Annotated in this window: 14 protein-coding genes and 1 pseudogene; all 15 read left to right on the forward strand. The window is 37.5% G+C overall.

What is annotated here, in order from left to right:
- The 15 genes and pseudogenes from LIS78_RS09955 to copZ all read left to right on the forward strand — a co-directional run bounded on the left by LIS78_RS09955 (position 1) and on the right by copZ (position 18910).
- Positions 1-1464: a tagaturonate reductase gene (locus LIS78_RS09955; RefSeq protein ID WP_195780381.1), complete on the forward strand. Its 1464-nt coding sequence runs from the start codon at positions 1-3 to the stop codon at positions 1462-1464.
- A 12-nt stretch (positions 1465-1476) separates the two neighbouring features.
- Positions 1477-2967 (forward strand): UxaA family hydrolase, encoded by a 1491-nt coding sequence (locus LIS78_RS09960; RefSeq protein ID WP_252285076.1) that lies wholly within the window; start codon positions 1477-1479, stop codon positions 2965-2967.
- 72 nt (positions 2968-3039) lie between these two features.
- A pseudogene (locus LIS78_RS09965) lies at positions 3040-4407 on the forward strand (glycoside hydrolase family 28 protein).
- A 15-nt stretch (positions 4408-4422) separates the two neighbouring features.
- Complete coding sequence (locus LIS78_RS09970; RefSeq protein ID WP_209151515.1) at positions 4423-4647, forward strand: hypothetical protein; 225 nt, start codon at positions 4423-4425, stop codon at positions 4645-4647.
- 485 nt (positions 4648-5132) lie between these two features.
- Positions 5133-7088 carry a beta-galactosidase gene (locus tag LIS78_RS09975; protein WP_252285077.1) on the forward strand — a complete coding sequence of 652 codons (1956 nt, stop codon included), beginning with the start codon at positions 5133-5135 and terminating at the stop codon, positions 7086-7088.
- Positions 7089-7172: 84 nt separating this feature from the next.
- The gene (locus LIS78_RS09980) at positions 7173-8537 is read left to right on the forward strand and encodes a glycoside-pentoside-hexuronide (GPH):cation symporter (RefSeq protein ID WP_209151517.1); all 1365 of its coding nucleotides are present in this window, start codon (positions 7173-7175) and stop codon (positions 8535-8537) included.
- Positions 8538-8654: 117 nt separating this feature from the next.
- Complete coding sequence (locus tag LIS78_RS09985) at positions 8655-8900, forward strand: DUF2164 domain-containing protein (RefSeq protein ID WP_013082790.1); 246 nt, start codon at positions 8655-8657, stop codon at positions 8898-8900.
- Between the two features lie 255 nt (positions 8901-9155).
- Positions 9156-10652: a CoA transferase gene (locus LIS78_RS09990; RefSeq protein WP_209151518.1), complete on the forward strand. Its 1497-nt coding sequence runs from the start codon at positions 9156-9158 to the stop codon at positions 10650-10652.
- 443 nt (positions 10653-11095) lie between these two features.
- A complete protein-coding gene (locus LIS78_RS09995; protein WP_013056608.1) occupies positions 11096-11293 on the forward strand; it encodes an IDEAL domain-containing protein in 198 nt (65 codons plus the stop codon).
- Positions 11294-11520: 227 nt separating this feature from the next.
- Positions 11521-11940, forward strand: coding sequence for a universal stress protein (locus LIS78_RS10000; RefSeq protein ID WP_025751987.1), 420 nt, complete (start codon positions 11521-11523; stop codon positions 11938-11940).
- Between the two features lie 517 nt (positions 11941-12457).
- Positions 12458-15811, forward strand: a complete 3354-nt coding sequence (locus LIS78_RS10005; protein ID WP_252285078.1) for a trifunctional glycoside hydrolase family 18/polysaccharide deacetylase/glycosyltransferase family 2 protein — start codon at positions 12458-12460, stop codon at positions 15809-15811.
- 367 nt (positions 15812-16178) lie between these two features.
- Positions 16179-17555, forward strand: coding sequence for a sensor histidine kinase (locus LIS78_RS10010; protein ID WP_195780374.1), 1377 nt, complete (start codon positions 16179-16181; stop codon positions 17553-17555).
- Between the two features lies 1 nt (position 17556).
- Positions 17557-18237 carry a response regulator transcription factor gene (locus tag LIS78_RS10015; RefSeq protein WP_252285080.1) on the forward strand — a complete coding sequence of 227 codons (681 nt, stop codon included), beginning with the start codon at positions 17557-17559 and terminating at the stop codon, positions 18235-18237.
- A gap of 119 nt (positions 18238-18356) precedes the next feature.
- Positions 18357-18689 carry a metal-sensitive transcriptional regulator gene (locus LIS78_RS10020; RefSeq protein WP_013056612.1) on the forward strand — a complete coding sequence of 111 codons (333 nt, stop codon included), beginning with the start codon at positions 18357-18359 and terminating at the stop codon, positions 18687-18689.
- A 14-nt stretch (positions 18690-18703) separates the two neighbouring features.
- Positions 18704-18910 carry a copper chaperone CopZ gene (gene copZ, locus LIS78_RS10025; protein ID WP_013082796.1) on the forward strand — a complete coding sequence of 69 codons (207 nt, stop codon included), beginning with the start codon at positions 18704-18706 and terminating at the stop codon, positions 18908-18910.
- Positions 18911-18916: the final 6 nt, after the last annotated feature.

Raw genomic sequence — 18916 nt, forward strand, 5'->3', positions numbered from 1 at the left:
ATGAAGTTAAACCGTCAAATGCAAGCTGACACACGTATATACCCAGAAAAAGTTCTGCAGTTTGGAGAAGGCGTATTTCTAAGAGGGTTTGCTGATTGGCAAATTCATCAAATGAACAAACGCACTGCATTTAAAAGCAGTATAGTAGCTGTCAATCCAAGAATCACGGGAAATGCAGGTAAATTGAATAAGCAAGACGGTTTGTTTACGGTTTCTCTTCAAGGAATTCAAGACGGTAAAGCAGTCAAAGAACACGAAGTAATTGAATCTATTAGCCGCGGTCTAAATCCATATGAAGATTATGAGGCGTATATGCAATTAGCGGAGAAAGAAGAGCTAAGATTTCTTATTTCTAATACAACAGAAGCAGGCATCGCATTTTTAGAAGAAGACCGCTTAGAACATGCACCGCAAAAGAGTTTTCCAGGTAAAGTCACGGCATTTCTATATAAGCGGTTTAAAGCTTTTCAAGGAGACCCCACAAAGGGGCTTATTATCCTTCCTTGTGAATTAGTGGAGCGAAACGGGGATTTGTTAAAGAAAATGGTATTACGCTATGCCGACAAATGGAATTTAGAAAAGAAGTTTACCGAGTGGATACACGAAGCAAACGCTTTTTGCTGCACACTTGTTGATCGAATTGTGCCAGGTTATCCAAATGATGAAAATACGCTCAATGAACTGAGTTATGAAGATGAGTTTTTTGTGATTGCAGAGCCATTTTACTTATGGGTTATTGAGGGACCAGAGTGGGTGAAAGAGGAGTTTCCCGCGGAAGAAGCTGGTTTACATGTGAAATTTGTGAACGACATTGCACCGTATGCGCTGCAGAAAGTCAGAATTTTAAACGGTATTCATACTGCTATGATGCCTGTTGCGTATTTAGCGGAACTAAATACGGTCAGAGAAGCAGTCGAAGATGAAGTAATCGGAACGTTTATTCGAAAGTGTCTATATGAAGAAATTATTCCTAGTTTACCAGTTTCGGAAGAAGAGTCTTTGTCATTTGCTAAATCTGCATTAGAACGCTTTCAAAATCCGTTTATCCACCACGAATTAATGAGCATCTCTTTGAACAGCATGACAAAGTTTAAAACGCGAAACATCCCAACTCTTAAAGAGTACGTTGAAAAGCAAGGAGCGCTGCCTGCTTTGCTTACATTTTCTCTCAGTGCCCTCATTTCTTTTTATAAAGGGAAAAGAGAAGGAGAAAAAATTGAACTATCAGATGACCCTGCAGTTCTAGAAATGTATGAATCTCTTTGGAATACGTATGACGGTACTGAAAAAAGCATTTCTTACATTGTAAAAGAAGTGCTGGGATATAAAGAGCATTGGGGAGAGGATTTAAATATGATTACTAGCTTAACAGAAGCCGTAACGAATGGAGTCTTAGCCATTGAAACTTTCGGAATGAAACAGGCAATGAAAGAAATTCTCTATGTAACCGCAACTAAACAGTAAGAGGTGAAGCATATGAAAGAAGTAATTCGTATTCATCAGGAAGATAATGTAGCAGTAGCTTTACGAGATTTTTTAGCACAAGAGAACCTTATGGTTGATGGAAAAGAAATTTCTCTAAAAGAAGAAGTGAAACGGGGACATAAAATAGCTCTTACGCCAATTTCAGCGGGCGGCAACATTATAAAATATGGTTTTTCAATCGGGCATGCGACTCACTCTATTTCACCTGGTGAATGGGTGCATACGCATAACGCAACAACAAATTTAAACGACGTTAATGAATATAAGTTTCATCAAAAGTTAGCAGTTCCTAAACAAAAAAAACAATCGCTAACGTTTAAAGGATATCGCCGCAAAAACGGAGATGTTGGAATTAGAAATGAGCTTTGGATTGTTCCAACGGTAGGGTGCGTCAACGGTATAGCCGAACAAATGATTAAACAGTTTCAAAAAGAAATAGGGGATATCTCGCCTTTTGAGCATGTAACCGTTCTAAAACACAATTACGGATGTTCTCAGCTCGGTGATGATCACCGTAATACAAGAACCATGCTTACGAGAATGGTACAGCATCCAAACGCTGGAGGAGTATTAGTATTAGGGCTCGGATGTGAGAATAATAGCTTAACAGAATTTAAACAAGTGCTAGGTACAATTGATGAGAGCAGAGTGAAGTTTTTACAATCTCAAGACGTCGAGGATGAAGTTGAGGCAGGAGTCGCCTTACTAAAAGAAATTTATGATGCTGCTAAAGACGATAAAAGAGAAGACGTTGATATTTCAAGGCTCAAAGTAGGTCTTAAATGCGGTGGATCAGATGGATTATCAGGTATTACAGCAAATCCGCTGCTCGGCAAATTCTCCGACTGGCTCATTGCTCAAGGAGGCACAACGGTTTTAACGGAAGTGCCTGAAATGTTTGGAGCAGAGACCTTGCTCATGGAAAGAGCCGTTGATGAACAAACATTTGATAAAATTGTTGATCTTGTTAATGATTTTAAAACGTACTTTCTCAATCATAAACAGCCGGTGTATGAAAATCCTTCTCCCGGTAATAAAGCAGGCGGCATTACAACATTAGAAGATAAATCACTTGGTTGCACTCAAAAAGCAGGCACGGCCCCAGTCGTAGACGTGTTAAAGTACGGAGACAGCTTACAAATTAACGGTTTAAATTTACTAAGTGCTCCTGGAAATGATTTAGTTGCCTCAACTGCTTTAGCCGCTTCAGGGTGTCATATTGTACTTTTTACAACAGGAAGAGGAACGCCGTTTGGAACGTTTGTGCCCACTATGAAAATTTCCACAAACACCGCTCTTTATAACAAAAAGCCGCACTGGATTGATTTTAATGGAGGAGTGCTGGTTGAAGGCGACACGGAAGAAGCTACGTTAGAAAACTTTATTGAGTACATGATTGGAGTTTCTAGCGGAAAGCTTGTAAATAATGAAAAAAATGATTTTAGAGAAATGGCCATTTTTAAAACAGGCGTTACTTTATAAATAAGTCGGTTACTAGATTGTTAAACGAAAGGAGAAAAGCTAGTGAAAAAATATGTGCTTTCTTTGTTTGTGATGACTCTTATTCTTGTTTTACCGTTTTCTGCCCAAGGGGAAGCTCTTTCAGCAAGTGAAAAAATAACAGCAGTTAAAGAACAAATTCAGCCTCCTTCATTTCCAAACCGTACGTTTAATGTTAAGCGGTACGGAGCAGCAGGAGATGGAAAGTCTAATTGAACGGCTGCTTTTAAAAAAGCAATCGAAGCGGCTAACAAAGCAGGAGGAGGGCGCGTTGTTGTTCCGCCAGGAACTTATGTTACCGGTGCGATTTATTTAAAAAGCAATGTAAATCTTCATGTAATGAAAAAAGCTACGATTAAGTTTAGTCAAAATCCTGAAAAATACTTGCCTGCTGTTTTAACAAGATGGGAAGGCGTGGAGCTATATAATTATTCACCGCTTATCTATGCCTATAACGAAAAAAATATTGCGATTACAGGAGAAGGTACGTTAGATGGACAGGGTGATAACGAACATTGGTGGCCCTGGAAAGGAAAAAAGGAGTTTGGATGGAAAGAAGGCGAGCCGAATCAACAGCAAGATCGCGATTTGCTGTTTAAAATGGCAGAAGAGAAAGTTCCTGTTAAAGAGCGCGTATTTGGTAAAGGGCACTATTTGAGACCTAGTTTTATTCAGCCTTATCACAGCAAAAATATCATGATAAAAGGTGTAACCATTTTAAATTCGCCAATGTGGCAAATCAACCCCGTCTTAAGCGAGAACATTTTAATTGATGATGTAAAAATTATAGGTCACGGTCCTAATAATGATGGAGTAGACCCTGAATCGAGTAAAAATGTGCTTATTAAAGATTCTTATTTTGACAATGGAGATGATTGTATTGCGATTAAGTCGGGGCGTAATGCAGATGGAAGAAGAATCAAGGTACCAAGTGAAAATATTATTATTGAAGGAAACGAAATGAAAGATGGCCACGGAGGCGTTGTGATCGGCAGCGAAATATCAGGAAGCGTCCGGAACGTATTTGCTCAGCACAATGTTATGGACAGTCCCAATCTAGACCGGGCGCTGCGTATTAAAACAAATTCAGTTCGCGGCGGAACGATTGAAGATATCGACTTTAGCAACAATACGGTCAAAAGCGTTGGCAGTGAAGTGATTCAAATAGACATGTACTATGAAGAAGGAGACACAGGGAATTTTACGCCCGTCGTTCGTAATATCAACATAGAAAATTTGCAAAGTAATGGAGGGAAATACGGCTTATGGATTCGAGCCTATGAACGTTCTCCCGTCACAAACCTAACGATTCGTCATTCTAATTTCCAGCATGTTGCAACACCATTATTAATGGAGAATGTAAAGAATCCTGTGTTTGAAGAGTTTTGTATAAATGGAAGCTGCATGAATACAAACCGTTAGAAGGTGTGTTCATAATTGGCTTCAAGTAAGAGATGGGACAAAAATATTTTAGTAGAAGAAAAAGCCGCACAATTAATTGAGATTAATTGTGCGGCTTTTTTTCGTTGTAATGACAAACGTAGGTTTAATGTGGTAGTAGCTTCTAGCTGCTTATTGGAGGGCAAGACCCCGTCGGAGGGGAAGCGACGAGAAGGCTCAGCGCTTCCCCTGGAAAGCGAAGTCTTGCACGGGAATCAATAAATGATATGTTTGTGTGTTAATAATGGTAAAAAACTGCTCTGTAATTTCTGCTATTTTATAGATGATTCAAATGACTCGTATTAATTAATAGATAACATGTGTAAAAGAAATGACTTTTAACGATTATTTTCTTAGCAATTTATTACCTAAATGTCGATATGGGAAGTGTAGGGGAAGTTATATAAAAGAATTATAAAAACATTTGTCTTTGTAAGCGTTTTATTATCTTTTTTAATGAAGAGCAAAAAAAGGATGTTTTTCTCTAAAATTTTACCATTGAATATTTTGAATAAAGTTCATAAAATAAACTTGTAAGCGTTTTAAAAGATTAGAAAGTATGTATCTTGAAAGTTGAATAGAGATTTATTTATGAAGAAAATAAATGTGATTTTTTTGCTTTTGATCATCGTTTCCGAGTAGACCTTAACAAGTAGCAGCAAAACGTTCATTTAATGAAATAAAGAAATAGATAGGAGTAGAGAAAAATGTACATCGGTGTCGATTATTACCCTGAACATTGGCCAGAGAATATGATAGAAGAAGATATCCAAGGCATTAAAGAGCTAGGATCAAACATGGTGAGAATAGGAGAGTTTGCTTGGCATCTAATGGAGCCTAAAGAAGGTGAATATGACTTTTCCTTTTTTGATAGCGTTATCAAAAAGCTTAAAAACCAGAATATTGATGTTATGTTTGGTACGCCTACTGCCACTTTTCCGGCTTGGCTTGCGAAGCAATATCCTTCTATTTTATCAAAAGATGAAAATGGGGCGGTCAGGGCATTTGGAGGAAGACGTCAATATTGTTTTAATTCTCCTATTTACCGGCAGTATAGCGCTCAGATTACAGAACAACTAGTAAAGCACTACTGCTTAGAAGAAGCAATCGTAGCATGGCAGGTTGACAATGAATTTGGCCATGAAGGCAGTGACATGTGTTACTGTGAACAATGCCATAAAGAGTTTCAGCAGTTTTTGGAAAGAAAATATAAAGATATTAATGAGCTAAATGAAAAGTATGGCACTATTTTCTGGGGACAAACATATAACGACTTTACCGAAGTGCCTATGCCTGTAAAAACAATTACAACACACAGCCCTTCGTTAAAGCTAGACTGGGCGCGCTTTCGCTCTTTTTCATTAAACAGATATGCTCACGAACAAACAGCGATTGTGAAGAAATATAAAGGTGATCATCAGCTGTTGACAACGAACGTATCAGGAGGCTTTTTTGATAAATGGTTCGATCACGAAGAAAACCTCGAAGTAATGGACTTTGTATCCTATGACAATTATCCGGTATGGGGCGGTCAAACTGAGCCGATCACCCCGGCTCATATTGCACTGGGACATGATTTTAATAGAGGCTTGTTACATAAAAACTTCTGGATTGTAGAGGAATTAATGGGTGCTCAAGGTCATGATGTCATCGGTTATCTTCCGCGACCTAATCAGGCAAAAATGTGGTCTTATCAAGCGTTTGCTCATGGATGTACGAATATGCTGTATTTCCGTTGGCGCGGAATGACAAGAGGAGCTGAGCAATACTGCTATGGAGTTGTAGGTCACGATAATCACTATGGAAGACGCTACAAAGAAGTTCAGTCGTTATTTAGTGAAATCGTTACTTACGAACATGTACTTGAGTCTGATATTAAATCCAATGTTGCCGTTTTGTATGACTATGAAAATATATGGTCATGGCGCTTTCAGCAGCAAAGTGAAGGGTTTGACTTTACGCAAGAGCTTCTTAGAGGATATACACCGTTTTATAAGTTGAATACACCTATTGATGTTATTCCTGCTGCGAGAGATTTTTCAAGCTATAAAGTACTGGTTGTTCCGGCTTTGCAAATCATTGATGAAGAACTAGGTAGAAAATTTACTGAATTTACTGAAAACGGAGGCGTCATCGTTTTTACTTTTAGAACCGGCATTAAAAACAAACAAAATAACATTCATTTTAAACAGACGCTGCCGGGATATGTAAAAGAAATAACAGGAATTGAAATTCATGAAGTGGAAGCACTGTCTTCTACTCAAAAAGCAGCTATTAAAGGAAAAGGACAGTATGAAGGAGAACAAGCAAGTGCTTCCGTGTGGAGAGATATTATCACGCCAGTAACAGCTGAAGTGCTGTATGAGTATGATGATCCATTTTATAGTCAAGCGGCTGTAACGAAAAATCAGTTTGGTCGCGGAACGGTTTATTATGTTGGATGTGGAATTGAGGAGCAGATTTTTGAAAAAATTGCGCTTGATATTGTAAAACAACAGCATATTGAGCATACGGAAAGTGAAGATGGAATTGAAGTATATCCTCGTAAGCTTGGAGAGAAGAGTTATTACTTCCTCATGAATCATACGCAAGAAGTAAAAGTATTTAAAGATATTGTTCTGCAGCCTTACGAAAGTCGAGTTGTGGAAAATATGCAGCCGTAATAGAAGGCTAGAATCTCATAAAGCAATGAGATTCTAGTCACCAATGATATAAAAGCGTTTTATAGGAGAAGGGAGTTAAGTTATATGAGCATGGGGGTACAGTCAAAAGTTTCTCTAAAAACCGTATTATCATACGGAATGGGGAGTTTTGGAAACAATATTATTTATGCGTTAACAAGTACATATTTAATGATTTTTTATACGGATAGTGTAGGATTAAATGCCGCAGCTGTAGGAACTTTATTTCTTATTGCTAGGATATGGGATGGAATTGCAGACATTATTATCGGAATGATTGTTGACAATACAGAAACGAGATTTGGTAAGTTTAGGCCTTATCTTTTAATAGGCGGATTTTTTGCAGCCGTTGCTACAGTCGCGTGTTTTATTAGTCCTGATCTTTCTCATACAGGAAAATTAATTTATGCTTATATCACCTATATCGCGTGGGGAACAAGTTTTGCCATCATGGATATTCCCTATTGGTCGCTTTCGGCAACGATTACACAAGATGTAAAAGAACGAAATAAAGTAGTGGCTTTTCCTAGAACCATTGCAGCAGTAGGCTCTTTATTTGCTAGTTTATTAACTCTTCCACTAGCTCATTATTTTGGAAATTGGTTTATGCTTAGTCTTATTTATGCGTGTATCTTAATGATTACAATGATTATTACATTTTCAGGAGTAAAAGAAACCTATACCGTAAAAAGACAGGAAAAGCAGACGCCAAAAGCAGTTTGGAACTTATTTATTCAAAATAAACCGCTGCGCTACCTGATTTTCTCGATGCTTTTAGTTGAAACGATTTTAACGATTCGAACTACTTTTTCTATTTACTATTTTAAATACAATTTAAATGCAGAGAATATCGCGTCTCTTTATTTAACCTTATTTTTTACAGCACAAATTTTAGGAGCGATCGCGTCTCCTTTTATTTCAAATAAATTTGGAAAGAAACGTGCAGCAATATGGGGAATTGCCCTAAATGCTGTAGCTACTCTTACAATGTTTGTAACTGGTTTTCACGTTATGCCGGTGATGGTTTTAAGCTTTTTAGCTTCTTTCGGCGGTGGAGTTAGCAACATTGCTCAAACATCTATGCTTGCTGACTGTGTAGAATATGGCGAATGGAAAACCGGAAACCGAGCGGAAGGAATGGTGTTCTCTACGAATATCTTCAAAACGAAGGTTGCTTCAGCAGTGGGCGGAGCAGTAGGGGGGTATATTCTTTCAGCAGTAGGATATGTGCCAAATCAAATTCAGTCACACAGCACGCTCATTTGGATCGCTTTAATCTTTACGATGATTCCAGGTATTCTCTGCTTGTTATCACTTGTCCCACTCGCAAAATATGAGTTGACTGAAAAGAGATATTTAGAGATTTTACAGGATATGAAAAAGCGCTCAAGCGGCATAAAAGAAAAACCGGCTATGAAAGTGTCTAGCTAATTCAAATCAGCACAAACATTGTACACAAAAATAACAAGAAAAAAAGACTGCATTTTCTCAGCTCCTCTTGCTATGATGTCAGGTAGACAGATATCAATGTAAAGAGGAGTTTTGTTTATGTTTATTAATTTTTCAAAAGAAGATAAAGATAAAATGCTGAATGAAATTCAAACGTTTTTTTATAACGAACGAGATGAAGAAATCAGTGAATTTGCAGCAGAAAATGTATTAGAGTTTATTAAAGAACATATCGGCCCTCACTTTTATAATCAAGCAATTAAAGATGCGGAAGATATTATGAACCAAGTCATGCTTTCTGCAGAAGAAAATTTACATGCATTAAAAAAACCAATCGAAAAGTAGTTCAAAAAAGGAAATTTGAAGTAGGACAAAAGCGTTTTATGTACAAAAACATAAAGCGCTTTTGTTTGTCTATGAAACAAATTATTTGTTCGCATAAGTGATATATGATACATTCGTTTTAAGATAATATTAACGTTAACGTAAAGGTTATATTTAAAGTGTTTTGCTTTAACTCGATGAGGGCATAACTTCAGCAAGCAGGGACATAATGAGGTAATTGTAGAGGTAATTATATTAGGAAAGAAGGGACTATACGTGAGCGACATTACTAAAGGTCAGCTAACAAAATCTATTGTGAAAGCAAATGAAAATCGTTTAACGGATAATAGTGATTTTGATATCTATCAAGAGTTAGAAAATGTGCTTCAAGGAGTCGGCTTATCAGCAAAAGACAGCGGAGGAAACATTACGTTTTACGGAGAAGATCCGATTGTTCCTAGTACGCTGCGCCTTGCCTCAGCAGCAGCTATTGCACTAGTTGCTAAATCAGTAGCTGTCTCAAAAATTTGGAGAATACGCGGAGGAAAAGGTCAAGATATTCATATGGATTTACGAAAAGCTATTCGAAGATTATCACCTTTTTACGATAAAAAATGGGAAAAGCTTAATGGGTACGCACCAAGTAAAGCAAATGATCCATATAACCCATTAGGCTTTCGCTTTTATCAAACAAAAGATGACAAATGGGTGATGCCGCTGAATCCATATCCACGCTCTAAGCATGAAACGCTAAAGCTGTTAAATTGTATAGAAGACCCTGATGCAGTGGCAAAAGCAATTCGCGGATGGAATGCAGAAGAATTAGAAAAAGCTGCAGCGGAGCGAGCAGTTATCATGCCTGTTGTGCGGACAATTGAAGAGTTTATGAATGAGTCCGTGTATGAAGAAGTAGCGCAACTTCCTTTAATTGAAATTGAAAAGATTGGAGAAAGTGAGCCGATTCCTTTTTCAAAAGATCCTAAAACGCCGCTAGATGGTATTCGAGCATTAGGGCTTGGTCATGTTATTGCAGGAGCAGGATTTGGTAGAGCTCTCGCTTTACACGGTGCGGACGTCTTAAATATTTGGAAGCCAACCGATTGGGAGCATGATACGATTTACGCTACGTCTAATGTCGGTATGCGCTCTTCAACGCTGGATATCGGTGAAAAAGAAGGAAAAGAAAAAATGGTTGAACTTCTAAAAGGAGCCGATATCTTTTTTGCGAACCGTCGATACGGGTTTCTAGAGAGATACGGTCTAACAGCTGAAGAGTGTGCAGAACTAAAACCAGGAATCATTCACTGCACGGTTAACCTGCACGGAACGCAAGGAGAGTGGGCAAAAAGAAATGGGTTTGATCAAACAGCGGGAAGTGTAACGGGAGTCATGGCGTTAGAAGGATCGCCAGAAAATCCTAAGCTGCCTCCTATCGTAGTTGTAAATGATTATGCGGTTTCTTGGTTGCTTGAAGTCGGTGCTTTAATGGCACTGGAAAGAAGAGCAAAAGAAGGAGGCAGCTACCGTGTGCGTGTATCATTGGATCGCGTATCTTTATGGATTTTATCAATGGGCATCTATGACAAAGCGTACGCTCATCAAACAGCTGGTTCGTCAGAGAAGCACGAGTACATTGCACCGGATCTCTTTACAGCCCAAACACCTTTAGGATTGTACCAAGGGCTTACAGAACAAATCGAGATGTCGGAAACTCCAGGGGAATATAAGACGGTTCTCGTTCCTCGAGGTTCTTCACGACCAGAGTGGTTGTGATAACAAGAGGCTGAGACAAAAGTATTTTAGTCAAAGTACAAAACGAACTAATAATCGAAATTATTGATTGTTAGTTCGTTTTTTTGTTGTTATGGTGAACGTAGGTTTCATCTGTTTAGTTGCTTTTAGCTGGTGATCGGAGGGCAAGGCGAAGACTCCTGCGGGAAAAGCGGAACAGATGAGACGCCGCAGGAGCGTAAGCGACGAGGAGGCTCATCGGCCGCCCGCTGAAAGCAAAGTCTTGCACGGAAATCAACAGCGGTATAAAAAGTCATCGATACTAGCTCCTTTATCTCATTTGTTCATCTTTAGATTGGATTGATTTCGTGATGTCTCAATCTCGTTTTTTGGAGGTCAAATTTAAAATGAAAAATAAGAAAAAATATTTGAATAATTATATGATTTCTTATATAATAGCGAAAAGGATGAGGAGTTGACTTGTAATGGAAAACTATACGTCCCGCAAAATGACACAAGAAGAAGTAAAAGTATCAGACGCGACAGCAGCTCAACTAGTGCTAAACAAATCTCTTCGTGACTTTAAAAAAGCACAGCTTTTACTGCAAATTGATCAGTCTTTAGAAAAAAGAGATAAAGAAACTTTTTTACGTTTAACTGAAGAGTTAAAAGAAGTTTGTTAAATAACCTACTAACATAAACAATCAGCCTTTGCTTTTAGTGAGCAAAGGCTTTTTATATGGAAAAAAACGGATAAATGTTTTGTTTTTTCTGAAAGCGGTAAAAGTATAGTATGGATGATAAAGCAAAAACCAGGAAGTCTCTTACTTTATTATTTTTTGCTTTATCATCTACAGCATCTAGATAGTAATACATCACGAAAGAACAAAAAAAAGAGAGGGTTCTTTATATGTATAATAAAATCTTAGTCGCCTTTGACGGTTCCGCACCTTCTATTCGTGCTCTTCAACATGCAAGTAAACTAGCTAAAAGCGTAAATGCTAATAAGCTGACAATTGTACATATTAAGGAAAGAATTCACTTGCAGCAGCCTGTTTTTAGCGTTGACTTAGATGCACTGATAGAAGAAGAAAACCGCGATATTTTATCTGAAGCTCACAATCATTTAACTCAATCAGGTATTCCATATGAGGCATACGGTTTAGAGGGCACCGCTTCAAAGAAGATTATCGAATACGCACATGACAATCAACAAGACGTCATTGTAATAGGAAGTCAAGGAAAGGGCTTTGTTAAAGAGACATTTTTAGGAAGTGTAAGTCACGAAGTTGCTCAATCCGCAGAATGTCCTGTTATCATTGTTAAATAAAAAGCATGTTCTCCTTGGAGAACATGCTTTTTGTTATGAGTTAATCTGTGTCGCCTTTTAAATCGTCTAGTGCTTTAGCTGGTTGGAAATTTTCAATACGGTAAAAACTCCAAGCAATACACTACTTTTATTAGAAAGCTTTAAGAAAATGAAAAAATACATGTCTAAATAACTAATAAGACGAGATAAGACCTAGAAGAAGATATAGCTGTAAAGCCTTACACTTCCATAAGTTATCTCTAAATTCGATAAATTAGCATATATACCGCTTGATTTACTTCTGTTATCCTTTTGTTTGCAGAAAAACTTATAGTGTCAGACGCACAGGGGTATAAAAGTTTTCGCTCTTTTGAGTATATGACTTTTTACAAAAACAACGCGATCTCTACACTTTTTTCTCCTAACAAAGTAAAAGGTGTAGAGAAAGTGATAAAAATACGTAGAGGATATAAAAACAGAGGTAGAAACGTTTTTTCCTTTATATCATAGCTAAAAAGGATAGAAAGCAGGTATGCATGTGCAAACAACACGATTCAACAAAAAGAACAGGCGAGGTGAGAAGACGGCTGGTTCGCACACGGACAAAAGTAAGAAAAAATTCATTTTTGAGACTAGTTCTCTAAAACGATGGCATATCATTATAAGTCTATTTATACTCGTAATCATTTTTACTCTTTTTTCAGCTTTCGTTTCAGGCTTAAGTCTTCACTTTAATCCGGTCTTGCCAACATGGGGGACTGAAGAAAAGAATGAATTTTCGACTATTTATCCGTCCGATAACGATAGCGGCCAGCTCTCTTCTTTTTCAGAAGATGAGTCTCATAAAAAGTTTTTAGAAAACCGGATTGTGAACAAAGATGATTTTTATGCGTTCTATGTTAATTGGGATAAAAATAGTGAACGTTCATTAAAAAATAATATTGACCAAATTGACGTTCTTGTACCTCAATGGTTTTCATTAAATTCGAACTTGGAATTAAAAAGCAGTGTTCAAAAAGGTATCGGAGATTTTGCTAAAAAGCATCATACAAAGGTTTTACCGTTGCTGACAAATGAGTCAAATGGAAAATGGGATGAGCAAACGGTTCACCGCTTGCTGCAATCTCCTCAGGAACAATCCAAACTCATACATAATTTACATCATCAAATTAAAGAAAATGGATATGATGGGGTAAATATAGATTTTGAAAATATCAAAAGCAGCGACAGAGATTTACTAACAGACTTTATGAAGAAACTTTATACAGCCTTCCATGAAGATGGGTTAATGGTAACTATGGATGTGCCTCCAGCTAATAAAGCATTCGATTATAGCCGTTTAGAACAGTATAATGACCGTATGATTTTAATGATGTACGACGAGCACTTTCAAAGCCCGGGTCCTATTGCTTCATTTTCTTGGTATCAAAACAATTTATCAAAATCGTTAAAAGATAAGATGATTGTTAGTCTTGGAAACTATGGATATGACTGGGATGAAAAGAGCAAGCAAGGCGGAGAGGTTGTATCATTTGAAGACGTCATGCGAATGGCTCAAAAAGCCCACTTGAATGTAGAGTGGGATGATAAAAGCAAAACGCCGTATGTAAATTATAAAGACGGAACGGGTACGCATGAGCTATGGTTTTTGGACAGCGTGACATTTTATAACCAGTGGAAAGCTGCTTCATCAAGCGGTGCCAAAGGAGTTGCTTTATGGAGACTGGGAACGGAAGACCCGTCTGTGTGGGATGTAGTAAAAGGACATAAAGTAAGTGAGATTCAGACTGTCAAAAATGGAGAAATTGCTTACAATTATGGAGAAGGAAGCATACTTCATGCAAAAACAGAGGCTTCTTCAGGAGAAAGACGTTTTGCTTTTGATTCGAAAGGATTTATTTCAGGGGAAGAGTACACAGCAATGCCGCAAGCTCCTGAGATTGAGCGGCTGAGCAAAATATTTAACAAAGAAATTGTTTTGACATTTGATGATGGGCCAGATCCTGAATACACAGAGAAAATTTTAAAAATTTTAAAAGCCCATGATGTAAAAGCTACTTTCTTTATGATTGGTGAAAATGCAGTATTTCATCAAGATATTGTTAAACAAGTATATGAAGATGGTCATGAAATTGGAAATCATACATTTTTCCATCCAAATACAATCAATATTTCTAAAAATCAGCTAAAGTATGAAGTAAATGCAACAGAACGAGTCATTCAAGGTATAACTGGTCATTCATCTATTTTATATCGGCCTCCGTATGGAGATAATCAAAACACTTATAATGGTTACGATGAAACGGTATATGACCCAGCTTCATTTCAAAAAATGGCGGATACGACGAAGATGGGATATATAACTGTTAACTACGATATTGATTCGAGTGACTGGAAAGCTAAAAATAGTAAAGAAATTGTAAACCGTGTGATGAAGCAAGCAGAGAACGGTGATATTATCTTACTTCATGATGGAGGAGGAAACCGAGAAGCAACAGTAGAAGCACTGCCTCAAATCATTGAAAAGCTGCAGGCGCAAGGGTATACATTTGTAACAGCAGGGGATTTGACGAACAAAAGCAGGGAAAGTACAATGCCCGCCGTTTTAAAAGCAGAGAATCCGATTATTCAAAACATCAAATTGATTCTAGCGAATATTGCTGCGCTACATACTGTTTTTTTCGTTTTGTTTTATGGAACATTAATTGTATTTACACTGCGTTTGCTTATTGTATTTTATCTTGCTCTTAAACATAAAAGAAAAGCTGATAAACTGCAGTTTGATGCTTCATATCAGCCTTTAGTCAGCGTAGTTGTCGCTGCATACAACGAAGAGAATGTCATAAACAGGACAATTAAATCGGTGTTGAAGAGTTCATATCAAAACCTTGAGATTATTATGGTTGATGATGGTTCAACAGATGGCACATCAAAGGCTGTTACTGAAGCTTTTAAAAACAATGACAAGTTTCATCTTCTTCGAAAGAAAAACGGAGGAAAGGCTGCGGCGATCAATTTGGGTATCCAAAAAGCACAAGGAGATATTATTGTGTCAATTGATGCCGATACCATTATTTCACCTGAAGCTATATCGCTTATGGTGAGACACTTTAACGATGAAAAAGTAGGAGCGGTATCTGGGAACATCAAAGTAGGAAATGTCCGTAATTTATTAACAATATGGCAGCATATTGAATATGTGTCAGGTTTTAATTTAGAGAAACGTGCTTTTTCCATGCTTAATTGCGTGACGGTTGTTCCAGGCGCAATAGGAGCATGGCGAAAAAAACTTGTTCAAGAATTAGGATATTTTACGGCCGATACATTAGCTGAAGATACAGACATGTCTCTGCGTATATTGCGCAGCGGTTATAAAATTTCAATTGAAGAGAAAGCAAGTGCATATACAGAAGCACCGGAAAAGCGTAAAGATTTTCTCAAACAGCGCCATCGCTGGAACTTTGGGACTTTACAGTGCTTGTGGAAGCACAAAAGAGCTTTTGGAGGGCGCAAGCATAAAGCATTAGGTTTTATGGCTCTTCCTAATATGCTGCTGTTTCAATTCATTTTTCCTTTATTTGCACCATTTTTAGACCTTTTATTTGTTTTGAGGCTATGTACTGGAGATGTGAAACATTCGGTTCTTCTATACGGGTGCTACTTTATTGTTGATTTTCTTGTTTGCTTAGTGGCCTTTAGATTAGAGCGAATAAGCAGTAAAGCATTGATTGCTCTAGTGATACAAAGAATTGTGTATCGCTACTTATTACTATGGGTAGCTTGGAAGGCAGTTTTAGCTGCATTAAAAGGAACAAGAGTAGGGTGGAACAAATTAAAACGCTCCGGAAATTTGCAGGTAACAAGAGACAGTTCAGCTGAGAGAACTGGGTGAAATTGCACTATTTAACGAGGTTAATTAGCTTTTGCTGATTAACCTTTTTTTATTAGAAAAACAGTAAAGAGTTCGCTTAATAATGATAGTTAAAAGAACCTTCATTTTTACACGTATCAATAGGGATCATTCACATTCCTTTCTTGTTCATTGAAATGCTGTTCTGCGTACGTACGTATCCGTGTACCTATGGTAAAATGTCAGAGAATAACGCTTATTTGACCAATTCAGTACAGTTGTATCTACAGAGGAACCTTTTTATTGGGGGAATTTTCGTATTATAAAGATAATTATTTTGTGGCGCATTTGTATTCTGCACAGTTTCTTCAACTATTACTTCTATAATGAAAGCAAAGGATGTGAATAAATGAATAGAATTTCTATTAAGCTTGGACTCTTATTTTTAATGTTCATTTTACTAATTGAAGCCGCTCTCTTTTTTTACTTATATAGCGGTCTTGCCAACACACGAATTTCAGAGGAATTAGAAAGTTTGCGTTTAAGAGGAAACAGTCACCGGGAAGTATTAGAGAAGCATCATGATTCGGCTACGCTTAACCATGTTGCACTGATGGAATCTGAAGCAGAAACTGATGTTGTCATAACAGATAAAACAGGAAAAATTATCAGTTCGTCCAGGCCTTTAATTCAAGGTGCAAGAAAAGCAGTAGAGAAATGGAAAGGAAAGTCTCTTACATACAAAGGTGAAATTATGCAAGGCGACTGGAAAAGCAAACCTTATATCGCCACAGCATCACCTATTAAAAAAGGCCGTCAGCAGTTCGGAACCGTTTATATGTTCAAAAACACAAATGATATTCACGAAATGATTGCGAGACTACAGCATCATTTTTACGTAGCGGGAGCTGTTTCCATTTTATTTTCGATTGTGACTATTTTTGCTCTGTCTAAATTTATAACCGCTCCTTTAATCAAGATGAAAAAAGCAACCGAGAAGCTGAGTCAAGGAGATTTGTCTGTAAAGCTTGGTGCTCATTCAAGAGATGAACTCGGACAATTAGGAATGTCCATTCAGTCGCTAGCGAATGAGCTGCAGCGGTTACGAAAAGAGAGAAATGAATTTTTAAGCAGCATTTCACATGAACTTCAAACTCCTTTGATGTATTTAAAGGGCTATGCGGACGTAGCAAGAAGGCCTTCTAATACAACAGAAGAACGTGATAAATATCTTGCTATTGTGGAAGAAGAAGCGGAAAGAATTTCACAGTTAGTCAAAGATTTGTTTCAGCTGGCGCAGCTGGATCAGCATACATTTTTTATTCAAAAACAAAAAGTAGAACTGGCTACATATTTGCACACCATATGCGCGCATTTTAATTTAGCTTTAAAAGAAAAAGAGATGGAGCTGGACATAAGCTGCCCTCAAGGTCTTTACATTTCACTAGATCCTGAAAGATTTCAGCAAGTGATTATCAATTTACTTGATAACGCAATGAAATATTCAAAAGAAGGGACTAAAATTGATTTAATTGTAAAAAAATCAGCTGAATCATTGACAATAACTCTTAAAGATCAAGGAATAGGCATTCCAGAAAAAGATCTGCCTTACGTATTTGACAAGCTGTATCGAGTGGAAAAATCCCGCTCGAGAAAAAGCGGAGGTTACGGATTAGGCTTATCAATTATAAAAGAGATAATAGAGGCTCATGGAGGGGAAATAACAATCACAAGCGAGATGGAAAAAGGAACGACTGTAGAGATTGTATTAAGAGAGGATGGATAGGATGGCAACTATTTTATTAGTGGATGATGAAGCAAGGATGCTGGATTTACTAAAACTTTATCTGCTGCCAAACGGATTTACATGTATAAAATTTGAAAAGGGCACAGAAGCGCTACGCTATCTTTATGAAGGTAACAAAGCAGATTTGATGTTATTAGATATTATGATGCCAAGCAAAGACGGGTGGGAAATTTGCCAAGAAGTAAGAAAAATGTCTGATATACCAGTCATTATGCTCACAGCCCGCAGCCAAACGTTAGATGTAGTAAAAGGATTAAATATAGGGGCAGACGACTATATTACTAAACCGTTTAGCGAAGAAGAATTGGTTGCACGCATCAGTGCGGTTCTTAGACGTTCCTTAAAAGAAAAGAATGAAATCACCTATAAAGGGTTAGTATGGAGCAAGGAAGACCACGTATTACAATATAAAAATCAGCACATTCAAGTGACGCCTAAAGAGTTTGAATTAGTAGGGTTACTTCTTCAGCATTTAAATCGTGTGTTCAGCCGAGACGACTTGCTTGTGTTAGTGTGGGGATATGAGGCGGAGATTGGAGATCGTACTATTGACTCCCATGTGCGAAATGTTCGGGATAAGCTTAGAAAAGCGGGTTTTCCTGTAGACGAATACCTGCAAACCGTATGGGGAATAGGCTATAAGTGGGTTGATGTTAGTTGAAAATGATATGAGCATAGCTATCGAAATTGGTGAAAAGATAAAGTAAGCAGAAGTCACCTTTTCTCTTTACATAGGGTAGGGGGGTATAGTATGATGAAGTCATGAAGGGAGGATGTTAGATGGTCGAAGCGAATCACATGAATAGTGAAGAAAAATGTTGTACGATAAATAGTGAAAGAAAAAGTCACCATTCTCCAGAAGTGAAAAAAAATCTAACAAGCCGATTAAATCGAATTGAAGGACAAATTCGAGGAATTAAAGGATTAATTGAAAAAGATACGTATTGTGACGACGTGATTACTCAAATCGCAGCTGCGCAGTCTGCTTTAAATAGTGTAAGTAAAATTTTGCTTGAAGGTCACTTGAAGCATTGCATTGTAGAACGTGTGCAAGATGGTGATGAAGAAGTAGTAGATGAATTATTAACAACCATTAAACGATTAATGAAATAAAGGAGATGCTAGAAATGGAAAACGTAACATTATCAGTACAAGGAATGTCTTGCGGTCATTGTGTCAAAGCTGTTGAAGGCGGCGTAGGCGAACTTAATGGCGTTAAAAGCGTAGAAGTAAGCTTAGAAGATGCAAAAGTAACAGTTGCATTTGATCCAAGTCAAGTAACGGTCGAAGATATTAAAGAGGCTATTGATGACCAAGGTTATGACGTAGCATAAACAGCA

Source organism: Priestia megaterium (genome assembly GCF_023824195.1).
Taxonomy (GTDB): domain Bacteria; phylum Bacillota; class Bacilli; order Bacillales; family Bacillaceae_H; genus Priestia; species Priestia megaterium_D.

What these genes read in the sequence shown, in the direction of transcription:
- LIS78_RS09975 (WP_252285077.1), top strand. Translation starts at nt 5,133, where the DNA reads ATGTACATCGGTGTCGATTATTACCCTGAACATTGGCCAGAGAATATG.
- copZ (WP_013082796.1), top strand. Translation starts at nt 18,704, where the DNA reads ATGGAAAACGTAACATTATCAGTACAAGGAATGTCTTGCGGTCATTGT.
- LIS78_RS09995 (WP_013056608.1), top strand. Translation starts at nt 11,096, where the DNA reads ATGGAAAACTATACGTCCCGCAAAATGACACAAGAAGAAGTAAAAGTA.
- LIS78_RS10010 (WP_195780374.1), top strand. Translation starts at nt 16,179, where the DNA reads ATGAATAGAATTTCTATTAAGCTTGGACTCTTATTTTTAATGTTCATT.
- LIS78_RS10000 (WP_025751987.1), top strand. Translation starts at nt 11,521, where the DNA reads ATGTATAATAAAATCTTAGTCGCCTTTGACGGTTCCGCACCTTCTATT.
- LIS78_RS10015 (WP_252285080.1), top strand. Translation starts at nt 17,557, where the DNA reads ATGGCAACTATTTTATTAGTGGATGATGAAGCAAGGATGCTGGATTTA.
- LIS78_RS09980 (WP_209151517.1), top strand. Translation starts at nt 7,173, where the DNA reads ATGAGCATGGGGGTACAGTCAAAAGTTTCTCTAAAAACCGTATTATCA.
- LIS78_RS10020 (WP_013056612.1), top strand. Translation starts at nt 18,357, where the DNA reads ATGGTCGAAGCGAATCACATGAATAGTGAAGAAAAATGTTGTACGATA.
- LIS78_RS09985 (WP_013082790.1), top strand. Translation starts at nt 8,655, where the DNA reads ATGTTTATTAATTTTTCAAAAGAAGATAAAGATAAAATGCTGAATGAA.
- LIS78_RS09955 (WP_195780381.1), top strand. Translation starts at nt 1, where the DNA reads ATGAAGTTAAACCGTCAAATGCAAGCTGACACACGTATATACCCAGAA.
- LIS78_RS09960 (WP_252285076.1), top strand. Translation starts at nt 1,477, where the DNA reads ATGAAAGAAGTAATTCGTATTCATCAGGAAGATAATGTAGCAGTAGCT.